Source organism: Streptomyces sp. SJL17-4, assembly GCF_036826855.1.
Taxonomy (GTDB): domain Bacteria; phylum Actinomycetota; class Actinomycetes; order Streptomycetales; family Streptomycetaceae; genus Streptomyces.
In genome coordinates this window covers 1,228,844-1,244,003 of sequence record NZ_CP104578.1, presented here as the reverse complement: position 1 = coordinate 1,244,003, position 15,160 = coordinate 1,228,844, and the positions used below count along the sequence as shown (strand labels likewise).

The following is a 15,160-nucleotide window of genomic DNA, read 5'->3' as shown; positions in this document are numbered from 1 at the left end:
TGCGGTCAGATGCCGAAGGACGGTCCGGTGGCGTTCGTACGGCCGCAGGCGTACGTCAGCAGGTCGGCCGGAGCGCCGGCTCCGGTGTCGGTGGCGACGTCGACGCACGTGAAGGTGTAGGTGATGGAGGCCAAAGGCGTGGTGCCGAGCCAGGCGCGCTCTTCCTCGTCCGGCCGGATCCGCAGGCCGGGCTGGGCCGCGGAGTCGGTCTGGGTGTGTGCGTGACTGAAGATGACCAGGGTGCGGCCGTCGGCTGTCTTCAGGCCGTAGGCGTCGGCGTGGGGCGTTCCGGCCGGGCCGAAGACGGTGGTGCCCTTGGGCTTGAGACGGCTGCCGATCTCGTCGTGGACGCGGATCTGCAGGCGGCTGGCCACGGAGGGGGCGAAGACCTTCCGGCCGTCCTTCTCGCCTCCGGTGACGAAGTTGTCGAGAACGGCGCTGCGCAGCCGGTCCGCGGCGGTCGTCGCGGTGACGGCGGTGGCGTAGCCGTCCTCGTCGAGGGCGATCTGCGGCGGCACATCGGTGTTCAGGTCCGCAGACGCGGCCAGTTCCCACCCGCCCGCGTTGCGCGCGAAGACCAGGATGCGGCTCCTCTTGACGACGGTGCTGCCGACGTCGACGGTGGCGGCGAACCAGCGCTTCTCGCCCGGCGCGAACCGGGGGATGTACAACTGCGCGGAGGCGGTGTCGTACGCGACCCGGCGGGTGGCCGGGCCCTGGCCGTCGGGTCGTGCGCTGGACTCCTTGAGGTCGGCGAGGGACTGATCCAGCTGGGGGCCGCCCTCCACCGTGTCGAGCAGCGTGTGGTCCAGGCGCTGCATCGCCGTGTTTCTGGTGGTGGCGTGCCGGGTGAGCTGGGCCAGCGCTTCCTGCTTGGTCAGGGCCGGCTCCCGGGCTGCGGGCGAGCTGCTGGGGGGAGGTGCGGCGGTGTCGGCTCTGTCGGAGCTGCAGGCGGTGACGGTCAGAGTGAGGAGGGCGGTGGCGAGTACGGGGAGCACGTGCTTGTACGGGTAGCGAATGTCGGTGTTCCTTGAGGGTGAGGTTTCAGCGGGTCGGGCTGGGCGCGGAGTTCACCGACTGCGGCCCGGCCGAGCGGCCGGGGGCGGAACGGCAGGGCGTGCGGCGACCGTGACGGCGCGCAGGGCACGCATGCGGTCGGTGGCGGTGTGCAGCTGCTCACCGAGCGCGCGGATGTCCTGGGCGGCTGCTTCGAAGTCGGCGGCGAGGTCGAAGGCATCGTCGTCCTCTGACTCCTTTGCCTTTTCGCCGGCTGCTTCGAAGAACTCGGCGACCCGCTCCAGCAGACCGTCGACCGGCTCCAGACCTGGTCCGTGAGCGTGGCGGCCTGGCGGAACGAGGCCGTGCCGTTGAGCTGGTCGGTGAGCGACAGGACGAGGTGGCCGAAGGGGTAGCGGCCATCGGGGTCGGTCGGGGTGGCAGGGGACAGCGTGAGGTTCGGCGAGGGTGACTCCAAGGAGTGCGGAGCGCTCATGTTTCGTCGGGGTCGAGGGCGTCGAGCGCGCCGGGTGGTAGGGGACGACGGCCTCCTTCAGCGGGTGGGGACGCTCGAAGCCCGGGCTGCCATGGGTTTGTGTCGGGGGGGGCGTCACCGAGAGCGGTGCGCCGCCCGAGGGCCGCCGGTCGCCGCAGCAGGGACGGCCGTACCGGCCGGGCGGCGCCGCGCCTGAGACGCGGGAGCCGGAGACGCGGTCACGGTGGCTGCGGCTCGGGGCGCGCCGGGGTGTGGCGGAGGTTGAGCCCGATGTCGGCCTGAGCGAGTCGGGCGGCGAGCACCTGGATCCGTACGGCGGTCGCGACGGGCCCGTACCCGACGGGGAGGAGGAACGCGCCCTGTTCGGGGACGTACTGGAACCCGGAGAGGTACAGCGCGTCGCGGGCCTCGGCCGGGACGCTCGCGTACGGGGTTCCGAGGACGCCGTCGTTGTAGCGGGTGAGCGTCACCGCCTTCGTCGTTTCGGGCGGGGCCTGGCGATGGGCCGGCGGTTCCGGCCGCAGCCGGGCCTGCGCGCGTAGGGCCTCGGCAGCCCTCGAATAGCGGGGCAGAAGCCGACGGCTGACCGTGGCGGCGGCCCGTACGGGATCGGCGCCGACTGCGATGCCGTTCGGCTCGGGCACGCCACGGAAGTGATGCGGCAGGAATCCGACGGGCTCCAGCGCCGCGACGAGGAACTGACCGCGGCGGAGGGGCCGGTCGATGACGTAGAGCTCCCCGCCGGCCGGACCCGCAAGGACGGCGTGATGCCCGAGGACGTGCTCGCTCACGGCCCAGTCGACGTGATCGGAGTCCCACAGGCGCTCGGCCACCGGGAACTGCTCGCTATACGCGGCGTGGCGGTAGTACTGGCTCGTCCATGTGCCGGGCAGGCGGGCGGCGAACTCGACCGCGAAGGTGGGCAGAAGGGTTTGGCTAGGGGGCATGGGCTCCGTCGAGGGGATCGGTCCGGCGGTCGGTAGCGCGGCCGGACGTGGGGCGACTTGTGGCCGGGACAGCCGGGTCGCAGCGTGTGCGGCCGTGCTCAGAAGAGACCGGTCTGACCGGCTTCCTCCTCGGTCCAGCCGAAGACGAAGCGTTCCAGGTCGATGAGGTCGACGTTGCCGGGGGTGGTACGGAAGGCGTCGAGGCGTGCGTCCGAGTAATCATTGATCTTGTTGTCCGCTTCATCGACGTGTACCCGGTTCCTTCGCGACAGCCGTTGCCACGCGACAACGTCGAAGTCTTTGGCGCGGGCCATCCGCACCCAGTTGCCGTTGCCCAGCTTGAGGATGTCGTCGGGGTGGAACAGGCTGTTCGGCCCCCTGGGCCGGGGATTGTGCTTGTCCCCGTAGTCCGTGACGAGCTTTTCGGCGAGTCTGTCCAGGGCTATGACCTGTGTGGCCGGGTCCAGATCGCCGTCGCCGAGCTTGCTGCGCACCGCGTCGACGAAGTTACGTCTGTTGATTCGACCTTCGGCGTCGGTGACAGTACGTGAGGTCTGTTCGACCATGTGCCGTAGGCGGAGTTCGGCCTCGCTCATCACGGCAGGTCACGCTCCTGCCAGACCTGGGCCATCTCCGTGAGCGCCGTCATGGCGTGCGCGATGGTCTCGCGGGTGATGGGCGCGTCGGTGGCGTACGCGGGGTCGTACCGGCTGAACGTGCCCGTGCCACGGGTCTGAGCGAGCGGCGGGACGAGTTCTTCCAGCAGGCGGGTGGCCACCCGCCGCTGCCGCTTGTCCTCTTCGACGCGTTCGGTGTACTCCGCCCGCGCTCCGGCCAGCGTCAAGGTGCCCGCGACCACCCGGTCGGCCAGTTCGGGATCCTGTTCCCGCAGGCGGGCGAGTTGGGCTTCGGCGCCGTTGGCGCGTTCCTTGTTCTCCCGGGCGACGGCGTATGCCTCGTCCAGTCCCATGGTGCCGTTGATGACCGGGTCGACAAGGTCGGGCGCGTGCTGCAGGACGGTGCTGGCCCGCCCCAGAACAGCGACGCCGACACCGACCTGCTTTCCCAGGGAGCGGGCCGTCTGTTCCGCCTCGGAACGCTCGTCGTGATCCGACGCGGAACGTTCCTCCTGTTCCGACGCGGAACGGGCCTTGACCGCGATCATCGCGACCTGCCCCTTGGAGAGATGGCGGCGGTGCAGGTTGACGGACAGGACGTATATGTCCGGGGTGTCGCCCTGGTAGGTGGTGAATGCCGGTTCTACGCCGACGCGTTCGCAGGCAGCGAGTCGGCAGCGGCCGTCGAGGAGTCGTCCATGGCGGTCGAGGACGATGGGCTGGAGAAGCCCGTTGTCCTGGATGTTGATGGCCAGGGCCGTCAACTCGTCCTCGCCCAGCAGGGGGAGGGAAGCGGTGGTCGGGTGGATTTCGATGGGTCGGTCCTTGTCGTTGGGCTGAGTCGGGAAAGGTGGGGCTTCGCCGTGCAGACGGCTACGGCCGCGGGGCCGGTGGAGCGGCGGGAGTGTGTGGCGGCGGGAGCGCTGCTCGGGAGGGTGCCTGACCCGCGGTCGGCGGCGCGTCGTACTCCTCGCGCAGTGCGACCTCGACGCCGAATTCCGCGGTGGCCATGGCGGCGAGCAGTCCGCTGGAGGCGCTCCAGATGAGCCTGCGGGGCGAGTCCGGTGTCCTTCGCCGATCCCGCGGGTAGCGGTAGCCGGCGTGTACCAGGAAGGTGCTCAGGTCCTGGATGACCTGCTCGGCGGCGTCGAGCGCTGCCAGGACGACGGCGCTGGCGTCGACGGGTGTTGCCGCGGCGGCGAGGGCCGCTTCGAAGGGCCGCAGGTCCAGGCTGTGCGGTGCGGGGGCGGGGACGGGGTGGTCCTGGAGGAACGTTTCGGTGTCCCGGCGGGCCCAGCGGTGAAGGTCGTCGGTGGTGAGTGTGCCGGTGTCGGCGGCGTGCATCTGGCCGGTGGTGCGGCCGGCGTTGTCGTACAGCTCGAAGTCGGGGTTCAGGAAGAGCTCCAGGGGTGACGGGGATGTGCGCGGCCCGGTGGCGTTCAGCCCGCCTGTCGGGCCTCGGGGGCGACGGGGAGTGGCACGGTGCCGGACCCGCCGAGAGGCGATGTGCCCGCGCTCTGCAGCCGCACGGCGTTCTCCCGGAGCCGCCTTGCCGCCCGGCGAATTGCGGTACGAGCGCGGCTGATGTCCCGCTGCAGGGACGCCAGCAGGTCCTCCGGAACCTGGAAGGGAGCAGTCGCTCGTGGACGGAGAACGTGGTGGTGCGAGCTGAGGCGGTCGGCGGCTGAACCCAGATGCTTCAGGGCCGTGCCCAAGGGCGCCGCGCACCCGCTGATGGCGGCGGCGTTCAGAGCGCCGTCGTGGGGCAGAGGCTGCCTGGTCTCGCGGCTGTAGCTGACGACCAGTTCGTTGGTGATCTGCCACAGCGTCCAGGAGACGTTGGATGCGACCTCGTCGAGGCCGGGGGTAATGTCGGTGCCGCGTCTGAGGTCTTCCGCCTGGGGAAGCCTGTTGGCAGAGCGGTCGAGCATTCGAGCCAGACCTCGGAGGCTCTCCGGATTGGTCATGCGAATTTCTTCCGGATAGTCGGATGTGTCGTAAAGCATCGGATCGCGTTCTTCAGTGCATGCGGGCGTCGGTGTCGAACAGGGCCTGTTCGGTGGGGTGGAGGTGGTGTTGGACCACGAAGCTGCGGCCGGCGACGCGCCACAGGCCGCGTCCGCGGGTGAGGTGGGAGATGGCTTCGGTCTCGACGGAGGTGAGGCCGAGGAGGGTGGAGGCGGCATGGACCTGGTCGGTCTCCTGCCGGTAGATGATTCGGGTCGAGCAGTCGGCGAGAAGGCCCTCCGCCAGGGCTCGGCCCTGGGATCCGGCGTCGCCGGCCGTGAGCAGGTCGGACAGCCGGTGGATGACCATCAAGTTCGCGATGCCGAGGCCGCGGGATAGCTTCCACTGGGACTGCATGCGCTGCAGGAGACCGGGGTGGCGCATGAGGCGCCAGGCTTCGTCGTAGACAATCCAGCGCCGTCCGCCGTCGGGGTCGGTCAGGGCGGCCTCCATCCACGCGGAGGCACAGGTCATGGCCAACACCAGCGCGGTGTCGTCACCGGATCCACCGAGCCGGGACAGGTCGATGGAGAGCATCGGGCTCGCCGGGTCGAAGGCCACCGTCGAGGGGGCGTCGAACATGCCGGCGAGGTCGCCGTGGACGAGGCGACGCAGCGCGTGGGAGAGGTCACGAGCGGCGTCCCCGAGGTGACCGGACACGGTGCCGGCGGCGGCGTCGAGGAGGTGGGGCTGGGCGAGGGTGTGGGCGATGTCGCCCAGCAGCGGGGCCCGGCCGGCGGCAGTCGCGGCCTGGACGACGCCGTCGAGGGCGATGTCGAGGGCGGTGTGCTCCATGGGGAGCAGGTCGCGGCCGAGCACGGTGCGGGCGAGGGAGCCGAGCAGGAGCAGGCGTCGCTTGCGGACTTCGCCGGCCCAGTCCGCCTCCGGGACGGACGGCGGCTTCGGGGCGGCGTCGAGGGGGTTGAGCCGGCCGGGCAGACCGGGGCCGAGGGCGATGGAGGTGCCGCCGAGCGCGGCGGCGACCGGGGTCCACTCGCCCTTCGGATCGCAAGGCACGTAGACGCGGTAGTCGAAGGCGACCGAGCGGAGCGCGAAGCTCTTCGCCAGCGCGCTCTTGCCCTGCCCGATGACCCCGGCCAACAAGATGTTCGGGTTGGTGAACCCTTCGACCTTCCCGTACAGGGCGAAAGGGTCAAAGACGAAGGATCCCTCGGCGTGGACGTCGCGGCCGATGTAGATGCCATCCGCGCCCAGGCCGCCTTCGGCGAGGAACGGGTAGGCGCCGGAGGCGGTGGCGGTGGTCATCCGGTGGGCGGGCAGCCGCAGCCGGCCGCCGCGCGCTGAGGCCGGGCCGGGACGTCCAGTCGGAGGGTAGAGCGGCGGGGGCATCTCGGCTTCGCCGGCGGCGTCGGCGGTGTCCTTGAGGGCGGCGGCCTTGGCTTTGGCCTGGGCTTCGGCGAGCTGTTTGCGGGCGGCGCGCCGGCTGGTGCGGTCGGCGCCGTGCGGGGTGAACAGCGGGCTGGCCGAGGCGCGGCGCGCCCGGCGGCCGGGGCGGTGTCGGGACATGAGCGGGATCGTTTCTGCGCCGGGGTTCAGGCGGTGCCGTGGTCGGCCGGGGTGGTCTTGCGGCGGATGGCGTGGCCGGAGGCGAGGTGGCGCTGGCAGATGGTGAGGACGAGCGGGCCGTCGGGCAGTCGGTCGGGGGTGCAGGCGGGTGCGGCGGGCAGGGTGTGGAAGGCGTCGTGCAGAGCGGTGGCGGCTTGCCACAGCCGCAGGTGTGCGGCGGCCAGGTGCCGTCCGGCGGTGGGGTGTTCGGGCCGTACGGCTTCGGCGAGCTGGTCGAGGAGGAGGTGGAGGCGGGTGAGGTGCTCGTGCAGGTTGTCCAGGTGCCGCCGGTCGGTGGGTGCGCTCGGGGTGAGGGCGCGGGTGTGGTGGCGGATGCCGGCGGTCGCGGCCCGCAGGTAGGGGTGGGCGTCGCTGGTGTCGGTCGTGGTGGTGGCCAAGAGCGGTGGGTCTTTCTTCGGTGGCCTGGATCGGAAGGAAGTGGTGGCCCTACTTCTCCTGGGCGGTGCGGGCGAGGGGAAGGGCGGCCAGGGCGAAAGCCTCAGGCTGCTGGTACACGAGGCGGCGCAGGTCGACCTGGGCGGTGACGGCGGCGGTCTCGATCTGGGCGCAGGCGGCGTCCAGGGCCTGGTCGGTGTCGGCGGTGACGGTGAGCAGGCCGGTCATCGCGACGTCGGCGTGGCCGGCGATCAGCTGCCGTTCGCGTTCCTTGACGTCGCCGTACTCGACCGTGTCGGCTTCGGAGTCGACCTGGCCGCGCCGCGCGCGTTCGCTGGCGTCGGCGATGATCGTGGCCTTGGTGCGCTGCACGTCGCGCAGCGCGGACTCCAGCCCCTGGGGGACGTATATAAGGGAGAAGGTGCGGCGCACTCCGGCGGTGAACAGCAGCTGGTGGAGGAAGCCGGCGAGGACGTCGGTGCGGGGCCAGTTCTCGACCCAGTAGGTGGCGTGGCGGGCGGTGTCGGTGATGAGCCGGTCGTGCTCCTCGACCTGGACGACGGGCCCGGCGGCAGCGGGGTCGGCCTCCGCGCGACCGGACTGTGACCACTGCTGCAGCGCGGCCAGTGCCTTGGGGTCGTAGGCGGTGCGGATGACGGCGGCGATCTCCTGGGCGTTGAGCCATCCGCCGACGGTGAGTCCGGCGTTGTGGGCGGCCTGGGTGAGGGAGGCCGTGGCCTGGCCGAGCACGGTGAACGCGCCGGGAAGACCCCCGCCGGCCTGACTGATCAGGCGCTTGGCGGCCTTGAGGTCGAGGGAGATCGCCAGGTAGGTCTCGTGCGGGGCGGCGGCCGGGCCGGCGGTGGCGACGAGGTCGCTGTAGATCTGGCCGGCGAGCTGGGCATCGGGCCGGCCGTGGGTGGTCCAGTGCCGGGTGAGAGTGTCGCCGGAGTCGGGGACGGTCCGCTCCAGGACCTGGACGGTGGCGATATGCCCGGTGCGGGCGATACCGGCCAGAGCCCGGCCCCACGCCTGCACGTGGGAGTTCTGGGTGGCGGGGTCGAGCAGGGCGAAGGCGCGGCTGGTGACACGGGCGACGGCGGTGAGGGTCTGACGGTGCGGGTCGTGCAGGGCTGCGGCCTGCCCGTCGGCCGGGGTGACCACCTTGATCGAGGCGGCCGTGCCGGGCAGGTGGAGGGTTCCTTCGGCGCGGGGGCGGGTGACCGGGCGGGCGAGGTAGAGGGTCTGCCCGGTGCGGCGCCGCTGCGCATAGCGGGCGACGATCGGGGCCCAGTCGATCAGTGACCGGCCGCTGCGGCGTACGGCCACGAGCGCGGCGACCGCTGTCCACAGCGGGGCGAGGGCGAAGGCGCCGGCCAGGCCGGTGGTCACCACGGTGACCAGGAGCAGGGCGAGGGCCGCGGCGGTGAGGGAGAGCTGGGCGAGGGAGAGACCGAGCAGGATCCCGCGCCGGGACCGGGACGGAAACTTCACCGTCATTGGCGGTGTGAGCGTGAGGTCAGACAAGGCAGAAGGCTTTCAGCAGCGGGGCGGCGGGCCCGGACGGGACACCTGGGATTTGGAGTCCCGCCCGGGCAGAGGGGTGAGGATCAGGAACCTGCGGGGGACGGCGGCGTCGTGAACGGACTGCCACCCGAGCCGGAGCCGGTCGCGGCGCCGACAGCGCCCGCACCCTGGGACGGCGCCTCCTGCGTGCTGCGCGGAGTGGCACCCGCACTCGGGTCGCCGGAGGCACTGCCGTTCCCGAAGGGACTGCCCGCGTCCTGGCCGGGGCTGGTCGGCATCGACCGCACGGCCTGGTCCAGGCCCGTCTTGACCTTGTCCATGCCGGGGGACCCGCTGGTACCGCCGCCACCCCCGCCGCTGCCCGAGGGGCTGGCGGCGATGTCGCCGGGGAACTGTCCCGGTACCGAGGCCGGACCCTGGGGCGATGCCGCTCCGGCTCCGGCCGCGGCACCTCCGGTCCCGGCGGTGGCTGCGGCGGCTGCCGCCTTGCGGGTGGCGTTCTCGGCGTGCTGCTTGGCGAGCCGGGCTCCGGCCCCGCCGGAGCGGTGCAGCGTCTCACCGTCAGTGGACTCCGCGGCCCAGTGCACAAACTTGAAGGTGGCGTACGGGCAGAGCATGACCAGGAGCATGATGACGATGCCGGCCATGACGTCGGCGAGTGCGGCGAGTCCGCCGTCGGCGTCGGTCTTGCCCATCGCGGAGATGCCGAGCAGGAAGATCACGGTCATCAGGAGTTTGGAGACGATCAGGGTGGCCGTCGCTTCGATCCAGCCGCGCCGCCAGCGGCGGGCGGCCTCCCAGCCGCCACCGGCTCCGGCGAAGACGGCCAGGGTCACGAGCACGAGGACGCCGACCTTGCGGACCATCATCACGCACCAGTAGAGGAGCGCGCCGACGGCGGCGCCGAGCGCGGCGAGGGCGGCCACCAGCCAGCCGAGCGGGGAGATCGCGGCGATCTGGGAGACCTTCACCATCCGCCGTACGGCGTCCTCGATCGACGTTCCCGCCGCGGCGAACAACCCGTCGGACAGGGCGTCGACGACTTCGATCGCCACCGTGGTCAGGGCGATGGCCGCGAAGCAGAACAGCACCCCGGACGCGGTGCCGGTGAACGCCTGGGCGAGGGCCTGGCCGTCGCGTTTCACCGCGGCCCGGATGAGCTGGGCGCAGAAGGTCGCGACCAGGATCGTCAGGCCGATCGGCAGCAGCAACTCGTAGTTGTCACGGAACCATCCGGCGTTGAGGTCGATCTTGGTGGTGGTGTTGACGGCCTCGGCGGCCAGGTCGGCCGATGCGGCGGCGAGTTCGCCGCATGATTTGGCGATCCAGTTGCCGATGCCTTCGGTGATCGCCTTGCCCGGGTCGGAGACGAAGTCGATCGCGTCGGCCGCGTCGCACAGCTTTCCCGCGACGGGAAGGGCGCAGAAGTCCACGGGCGGACTCCTCCTTTTCGGTCAGCGGGTCAGGGGGCGGTGTTCGGGGCGATGGCGACGAGAGCGCAGTCGGCGCTGGGCCGGCACTGGACGGCGAGGGTGACCGAGCGGTCCTCGGCGCCGCCACCGCCGTCCTTCCAGGCGATGGACTGCTTGCCGGTGACGGTGACGGCGTAGATGTACGCCTCGGTCAGCGCCGCCGGGTCCTCGGCCAGGGCCGCCTTGAACGCCGACGGGAAGTGCGCCTCTGCGACCGTGGCCGTGGCGTACTGGGCGTTGTCACCCATCCGCGACCACAGCAGCGGATCGGGCACCTGCGCCTTTATCGAGGCCCAGTCGGTGTACTTCGTGTCGGTCGTCATCCAGGCGTGCATGCCAGCGAGCTGCTGGTCACGGGTGGTGGCGCGGGTGTCGTAGGACCAGAGCATCACCGCCGCAGCCCGGCCGTAGGCGAGCGGATCGGCAAGACGCGGCGGCGGCGAGACCGCTCCCGTCCCCGATGCCGGTGCCGTCTTGCCGGGTTGTGAGGCTGCCGGGGGACTGGCGGAGACCGGTGGCCGGGCGGTCGGGCCGGTGTCCTGGCCGGTGCCGCGCTGGGTGACGTAGGCGGCGATGCCGGCGACCGTCAACAGGACGGCGAGGACTGCTGCCAGGACGGCGACACGCCGCGGCGTAGGCCAGTGTGAGACGGAGGCGCCCATGCGGGGGCGGGAGCGCTTGCCCATCACTGGACCTGTGTGCCGAGCGCGGAGAAGAAGGCCACGATGCCGTTCGCGGCACCCAGGCCGAGCGCGGCGCCCGCGCTGACGACAGCGCCCTTCTTGCCGTTGGCCTCGGCCTGGTGACCGCCGCTGTGGTGGCCCCAGGCCCACACGCCCAGAGAGACGGCGAGCGCGCCGACCACGGCGATGATCCCGAACAAGTTGATCGAGTTGACCACGTTGCGCAGCACGCTCAGGCCCGGCAGACCGCCCTCCTTCGGGGAGACGCCGGGGTCATAGGCGAGATACAGGACGCGGTCGGTGAGATGGATGAGGGGAGCGAGGGCGGGGATGATCGAACTCCTTGCGAGCGCAGGCCAGATGGCCCAGCGGGAAAGGGAAGAAGGGGAGAAGGCGCGCGGCGGCGACGACGGCTCGCGGCGGCCGGTGAAAGCGGCCCGTGGCCCGGGTGGGGGCGGGGAGCGCTAGGAGTGGAGAGCGGGGATGCGGCGGACGGCGAGGATCTGCCAGTCAGAGACCTTCTCGATCCGCACCGGACGCCCCGTGCGCGGCGCGTTGATCACGAGACCTGCGCCCATGTACATGCCGACGTGCTCGGGGACCGTGGCGCTGCCACGGGCGAAGAGCAGGTCGCCGGGTTTGAGCGCGTTGACCGGGACCGGGACGCCCTCGTTGACCTGGGTGTACGTGGTCCGGGTGAGGGAGACGCCGACGCGGTCGTATGCCTGCTGTATCAGGGAGCTGCAGTCGCAGCGGCCCATCGGGTCCTCGCCGTGGGCGTCTTCGCAGGTGCCGCCCCACTGGTAGGGGGTGCCGAGCTGGCGCATCGCCCATTCGATCGCCGTACGCGCCTTCGCCGAGGCGTCGGGAGGGATCTCGTACCCGGCCGGGACGGCGCCTTCAGGGATCTCCCCCCAGGCAGGGCTGTCCTCGCCCGGCCGGCAGCCACCGTCCGGAGCACCAGCTGCGTCGCCGCCACCTTCTTCGGGGAGGGTGCCGGCGATCGCCTGCCGCAGGGCGCGGGCGAGCGGCTCCCACTGGGCGTAGGCGTCCGGGAAGCCGGAGCGCTGCACGGCCTGGGCGGCCTGGGTGAGCGTCATCTGCTGCCACCCCGCCACCTTGAGGAGCCCCTCGTAGAACTTCGTGGCGGCGTGAACCGGATCGAGGATCTCCTCGGGTGTGCCCCAGCCCTGGCTGGGGCGCTGCTGGAACAGCCCGAGTGAATCCCGGTCCCCGTAGCGCAAGTTGCGCAGCCGGGACTCCTGGATCGCGGTCGCGAGGGCGACGACCTGGCCGCGGTCGGGGACCTTCATGGCGATCCCGGTGGCGACGATCGTCTTGGCGTGCGGGATCTGCTCGGCGGGCAGCTCCAGGCCCTCGACGCGGATAGCCGGGTCGGCGCCGCCACCGGCGAGGATCCCGGCGACCTGCCGGGCGACGGCGTCGGCGTCGACCGCGTCGTCGACGGCGCACTGCGATGCGCGGGCAGCGGCGCTGCTGGCGGCAGCCGCCGTGGCGGCGGCGGCGGCGAGAAAGAGAGGGGACAGGCACAGAACGCCGACGGCGGCGGCTATGCCCTTCAATCCGGCGCGCCTCCCGAGGAGACGGAGGCTCTACGGGATGTTCGGGGCAGGGGAGGGTACGGCTGTGTCACAGCGAAAGTCCTTCGGGTGAAGCCCGGCCCGCGCTGGTACGTGGTGAGAAGGACGCAAAGGGGCCGGGGTGAGGTGATCGGGAAGCCCACGAGGAGCGCCGGGGCGAGTTGCCGCTCGCTGGTGGGGCGCCGTGTGGGGCATCGGTCGGACGGGTCAGGACATGGCGGTGCCTCCATGAGGGCAGGGGGAGCGAATGCCGCCGGGCTGTTCGGGCCGGGCGGTGGTCAGACTGTAGGGTCCGATTCCCGGTTGACCTAATTTCTCGTGTGGCCGGGGTCAACCGGGAATCGTGCCCTACAGTGTGGCTCCCGAACTCGCCCACCGTCCTCGTACGGCGTGCCGGCCTTCCTGTGCCCGCATTCGCCACGACGGTGCTTCTTCCTCGCGATCCGGGATTCCCTCTTCCTTTTCTGCGACCCGAATCGGGGTACCTCTTTGCCTTTTTCCCTGCATCACGGCGATGCGCTCGGCGTGCTGGCCGGCCTTCCGGACGACTGTGTGGACGCGGTCGTCACCGACCCGCCGTACAACTCCGGCGGCAGGACCGCGAAGGAGCGCACCTCCCGCACCGCACGCCAGAAGTACACCTCCGCGGACGCCGGCCATGAGCTGGCCGACTTCCCCGGCGAAAACATGGATCAAAGGAGCTACGGCTTCTGGCTGACCCAGATCATGACCGAGGCCCACCGGCTGACGAAGGTGGGCGGCACGGCCCTGCTGTTCACCGACTGGCGGCAGCTGCCGGTCACCACCGACGCGATCCAGGCGGCCGGCTGGCTGTGGCGCGGTGTCCTGGCCTGGCACAAGCCGCAGGCCCGCCCGCAGAAGGGCCGTTTCACGCAGAACTGCGAGTTCATCGTGTGGGCGAGCAATGGTCCGATTGACGGCGCCCGCAATCCCGTTTACCTCCCGGGTCTCTACTCGGCCTCGCAGCCCTCGGGCAAGAACCGGCAGCACATCACGCAGAAGCCGGTCGAGGTGATGCGCGATCTGGTGAAGATCTGCCCGCCGGGCGGCACCGTCCTGGACTTCACCTGCGGTTCCGGCTCCACCGGCGTGGCCGCCCTCCTGGAGGGCCGCGATTTCATCGGCGTCGAGAAGACCAAGCACTACGCCCAGATCGCCTCCGACCGCCTGACGGACACGCTCCATCAGACCCTCTCGCAGGACGATTTCACGCTGACCGCCTGATCTTCGGGACACCGCGGCTTCACGGTCGGGCAGAGCCCCGGCGCCGCAGAGCTGTGCTCCCGCCAACTCTTTCATCGGAATTCCGGCGACCGCGCGCCGGGGGAGGATCATTCCTTGGTGCATGACCCCATAGAAGAATTCGGCGAGCCTGCCGGGGAATTCCCCCCGGTGCGTCTGCCGGAGGCCGAGCTGGACAGTATCCAGGCCACTGTCCGCAAGCTGCTCGACCGGTCCGCCGAGCAGGCCCGCCGGCTCGACCACCTCGCCGCCGCCCCCGCGCCGGCATCGGCTTCGTTCCCCGGGTTCGGACTGCCGGCCCTACCGGGAGCGGCGGCGCTGCCGCCCGATCCGCGGCCGATCCTGGAGCTGGACGGCGAGGCGTACGAGAGCGAACTCGACCTGCTCACCGACTGGGTGGAGGACTACCTCATGCCCATCTACGGGGCGGAGGTCACCACCGCCGCCCCGTGGTGCGACCAGTGGCAGGAGCACCTCGCCGTCGTCGCCTGGCTGCACGCCTTGTGGATGGCCTACCTCCAGCACAAGGACCCCGAAGCCGGACCGGCCGGGATGTTCGTGTGGCACCGGGACTTCCTCACCCACGCCATGGCCGCCGTCCGCGCCCCGGGCGGGCCGCTGTCGGCGTGCCAGACCGATCCGGACCGTCCCTCGCACCGCCTCCTTCGCGGACCCGGCCGCTCCGTGCGTGCCGCCGCCCGCGACACCGAGGCAGGGCAGGCAGAGGTATGACGATCGAGGGCCGGCCCGCGTTCGGCCTCACCTTCGACCCGCGCGCCCTGACCGACCTGCTCCAGGCCCCCGGCGACATCCGCGACCTCTCCCTCGCTCTCCTGCAGGACGTCGTCAACGCCGACCGGCACGGCAGCAAGCTCACGGCCGAACTGGCCGGGCTGCGCAAGCTCTACGTCGACCACCGCGCCGCCTGGCGCATCGTCTACGCGCTGCGGCCGGCTCCGGCGAACTCGGCCTTCCCTATGGAGATCCACGTCGTCGCCGTCCGCCCCCGGGCCCGCCACGACGTGTACGACACCGCGGCCCAGCGCCTGGGCATCACCCCGCGCCCGCTCGGCGCCCGCGCTTACGCCGCACGCACCCGCTCCACCCAGATCGACGCCTACCGAAGCGCCCCGAAACCCGGACCGCCTCCGGGCCTTCCCCGGCCCGCCCAGTCCACCGTTCTCACCACGAAAGCCGTACGTTGACGACCTTTCCGAACTTCCTCGACCACTACGCCACGAAGGTCCTGGGTGCCTCTGCCCAGGTGGAGAATCCGCACCACCGTGCCCTGCTGGAGACCTACGACGAGGTCCGGCAGCGAGAAGCCTGGCTCCTGGCCGCGATGCTCGCGCCTCACCCGCACGGCGGGCCGGAGGGGGAGCACGCGTGTACCGGCCTCCTCCTCGACCGCCTCGCCGTCGGCAAGGAACTCGCCGCTTTGCTGTCCACCACCTGCTGCTGCCCGGACGAGGAGGAAACCGGTCGCAAGGACACCAGCAGCTGCTCCCCGGCCTGCGAGCCGGACACGGATGAGGGCGAGCAGGGCGACGAGGACTCGGCTCCGTGGCGCGGCTGCCGGCGGCACTGAC

Annotated in this window: 17 protein-coding genes; 4 read left to right on the top strand and 13 right to left on the bottom strand. The window is 71.4% G+C overall.

Going from position 1 to position 15,160, the window contains the following annotated elements; all coding sequences use genetic code 11:
* Positions 1 to 5 precede the first annotated feature (5 nt).
* The 13 genes from N5875_RS05500 to N5875_RS05440 all read right to left on the bottom strand — a co-directional run bounded on the left by N5875_RS05500 (position 6) and on the right by N5875_RS05440 (position 12,290).
* Entirely contained in the window at positions 6 to 998 is a 993-nt protein-coding gene (locus N5875_RS05500; RefSeq protein WP_318209521.1) for a hypothetical protein, read from the bottom strand.
* A 712-nt stretch (positions 999 to 1,710) separates the two neighbouring features.
* The gene (locus N5875_RS05495; protein ID WP_318209520.1) at positions 1,711 to 2,439 is read right to left on the bottom strand and encodes a hypothetical protein; all 729 of its coding nucleotides are present in this window, start codon (positions 2,437 to 2,439) and stop codon (positions 1,711 to 1,713) included.
* Positions 2,440 to 2,537: 98 nt separating this feature from the next.
* The gene (locus N5875_RS05490) at positions 2,538 to 3,035 is read right to left on the bottom strand and encodes a hypothetical protein (RefSeq protein WP_318209519.1); all 498 of its coding nucleotides are present in this window, start codon (positions 3,033 to 3,035) and stop codon (positions 2,538 to 2,540) included.
* Positions 3,035 to 3,865, bottom strand: a complete 831-nt coding sequence (locus N5875_RS05485; RefSeq protein WP_318209785.1) for a ParB/RepB/Spo0J family partition protein — start codon at positions 3,863 to 3,865, stop codon at positions 3,035 to 3,037. The genes N5875_RS05490 and N5875_RS05485 overlap by 1 nt, the downstream gene beginning before the upstream one ends.
* A gap of 64 nt (positions 3,866 to 3,929) precedes the next feature.
* Positions 3,930 to 4,400: a hypothetical protein gene (locus N5875_RS05480; RefSeq protein ID WP_318209518.1), complete on the bottom strand. Its 471-nt coding sequence runs from the start codon at positions 4,398 to 4,400 to the stop codon at positions 3,930 to 3,932.
* A gap of 95 nt (positions 4,401 to 4,495) precedes the next feature.
* Positions 4,496 to 5,062 (bottom strand): hypothetical protein, encoded by a 567-nt coding sequence (locus N5875_RS05475; protein ID WP_318209517.1) that lies wholly within the window; start codon positions 5,060 to 5,062, stop codon positions 4,496 to 4,498.
* A 13-nt stretch (positions 5,063 to 5,075) separates the two neighbouring features.
* Complete coding sequence (locus N5875_RS05470; protein ID WP_318209516.1) at positions 5,076 to 6,590, bottom strand: ATP-binding protein; 1,515 nt, start codon at positions 6,588 to 6,590, stop codon at positions 5,076 to 5,078.
* A gap of 26 nt (positions 6,591 to 6,616) precedes the next feature.
* A complete protein-coding gene (locus tag N5875_RS05465; protein ID WP_318209515.1) occupies positions 6,617 to 7,027 on the bottom strand; it encodes a DUF6238 family protein in 411 nt (136 codons plus the stop codon).
* 49 nt (positions 7,028 to 7,076) lie between these two features.
* Positions 7,077 to 8,552, bottom strand: coding sequence for an SCO6880 family protein (locus N5875_RS05460; RefSeq protein ID WP_318209514.1), 1,476 nt, complete (start codon positions 8,550 to 8,552; stop codon positions 7,077 to 7,079).
* 83 nt (positions 8,553 to 8,635) lie between these two features.
* Positions 8,636 to 9,985, bottom strand: a complete 1,350-nt coding sequence (locus tag N5875_RS05455; protein WP_318209513.1) for an ATP-binding protein — start codon at positions 9,983 to 9,985, stop codon at positions 8,636 to 8,638.
* 29 nt (positions 9,986 to 10,014) lie between these two features.
* Entirely contained in the window at positions 10,015 to 10,710 is a 696-nt protein-coding gene (locus N5875_RS05450) for a hypothetical protein (RefSeq protein ID WP_318209512.1), read from the bottom strand.
* Positions 10,710 to 11,018 carry a DUF6112 family protein gene (locus N5875_RS05445; protein ID WP_318209784.1) on the bottom strand — a complete coding sequence of 103 codons (309 nt, stop codon included), beginning with the start codon at positions 11,016 to 11,018 and terminating at the stop codon, positions 10,710 to 10,712. Before N5875_RS05445 ends, N5875_RS05450 begins: the two co-directional genes overlap by 1 nt.
* Before the next feature lie 153 nt (positions 11,019 to 11,171).
* Positions 11,172 to 12,290, bottom strand: a complete 1,119-nt coding sequence (locus N5875_RS05440) for a C40 family peptidase (protein WP_318209511.1) — start codon at positions 12,288 to 12,290, stop codon at positions 11,172 to 11,174.
* Between the two features lie 507 nt (positions 12,291 to 12,797).
* Here N5875_RS05440 and N5875_RS05435 point away from each other — a divergent pair.
* The 4 genes from N5875_RS05435 (at position 12,798) to N5875_RS05420 (ending at position 15,159) form a co-directional block, all read left to right on the top strand.
* The gene (locus N5875_RS05435) at positions 12,798 to 13,553 is read left to right on the top strand and encodes a site-specific DNA-methyltransferase (RefSeq protein ID WP_318209783.1); all 756 of its coding nucleotides are present in this window, start codon (positions 12,798 to 12,800) and stop codon (positions 13,551 to 13,553) included.
* A 168-nt stretch (positions 13,554 to 13,721) separates the two neighbouring features.
* Entirely contained in the window at positions 13,722 to 14,303 is a 582-nt protein-coding gene (locus tag N5875_RS05430; protein ID WP_318209510.1) for a DUF4913 domain-containing protein, read from the top strand.
* Positions 14,300 to 14,776 (top strand): hypothetical protein, encoded by a 477-nt coding sequence (locus N5875_RS05425; protein WP_318209509.1) that lies wholly within the window; start codon positions 14,300 to 14,302, stop codon positions 14,774 to 14,776. Before N5875_RS05430 ends, N5875_RS05425 begins: the two co-directional genes overlap by 4 nt.
* Positions 14,773 to 15,159, top strand: coding sequence for a hypothetical protein (locus N5875_RS05420; protein WP_318209508.1), 387 nt, complete (start codon positions 14,773 to 14,775; stop codon positions 15,157 to 15,159). Before N5875_RS05425 ends, N5875_RS05420 begins: the two co-directional genes overlap by 4 nt.
* Position 15,160: the final 1 nt, after the last annotated feature.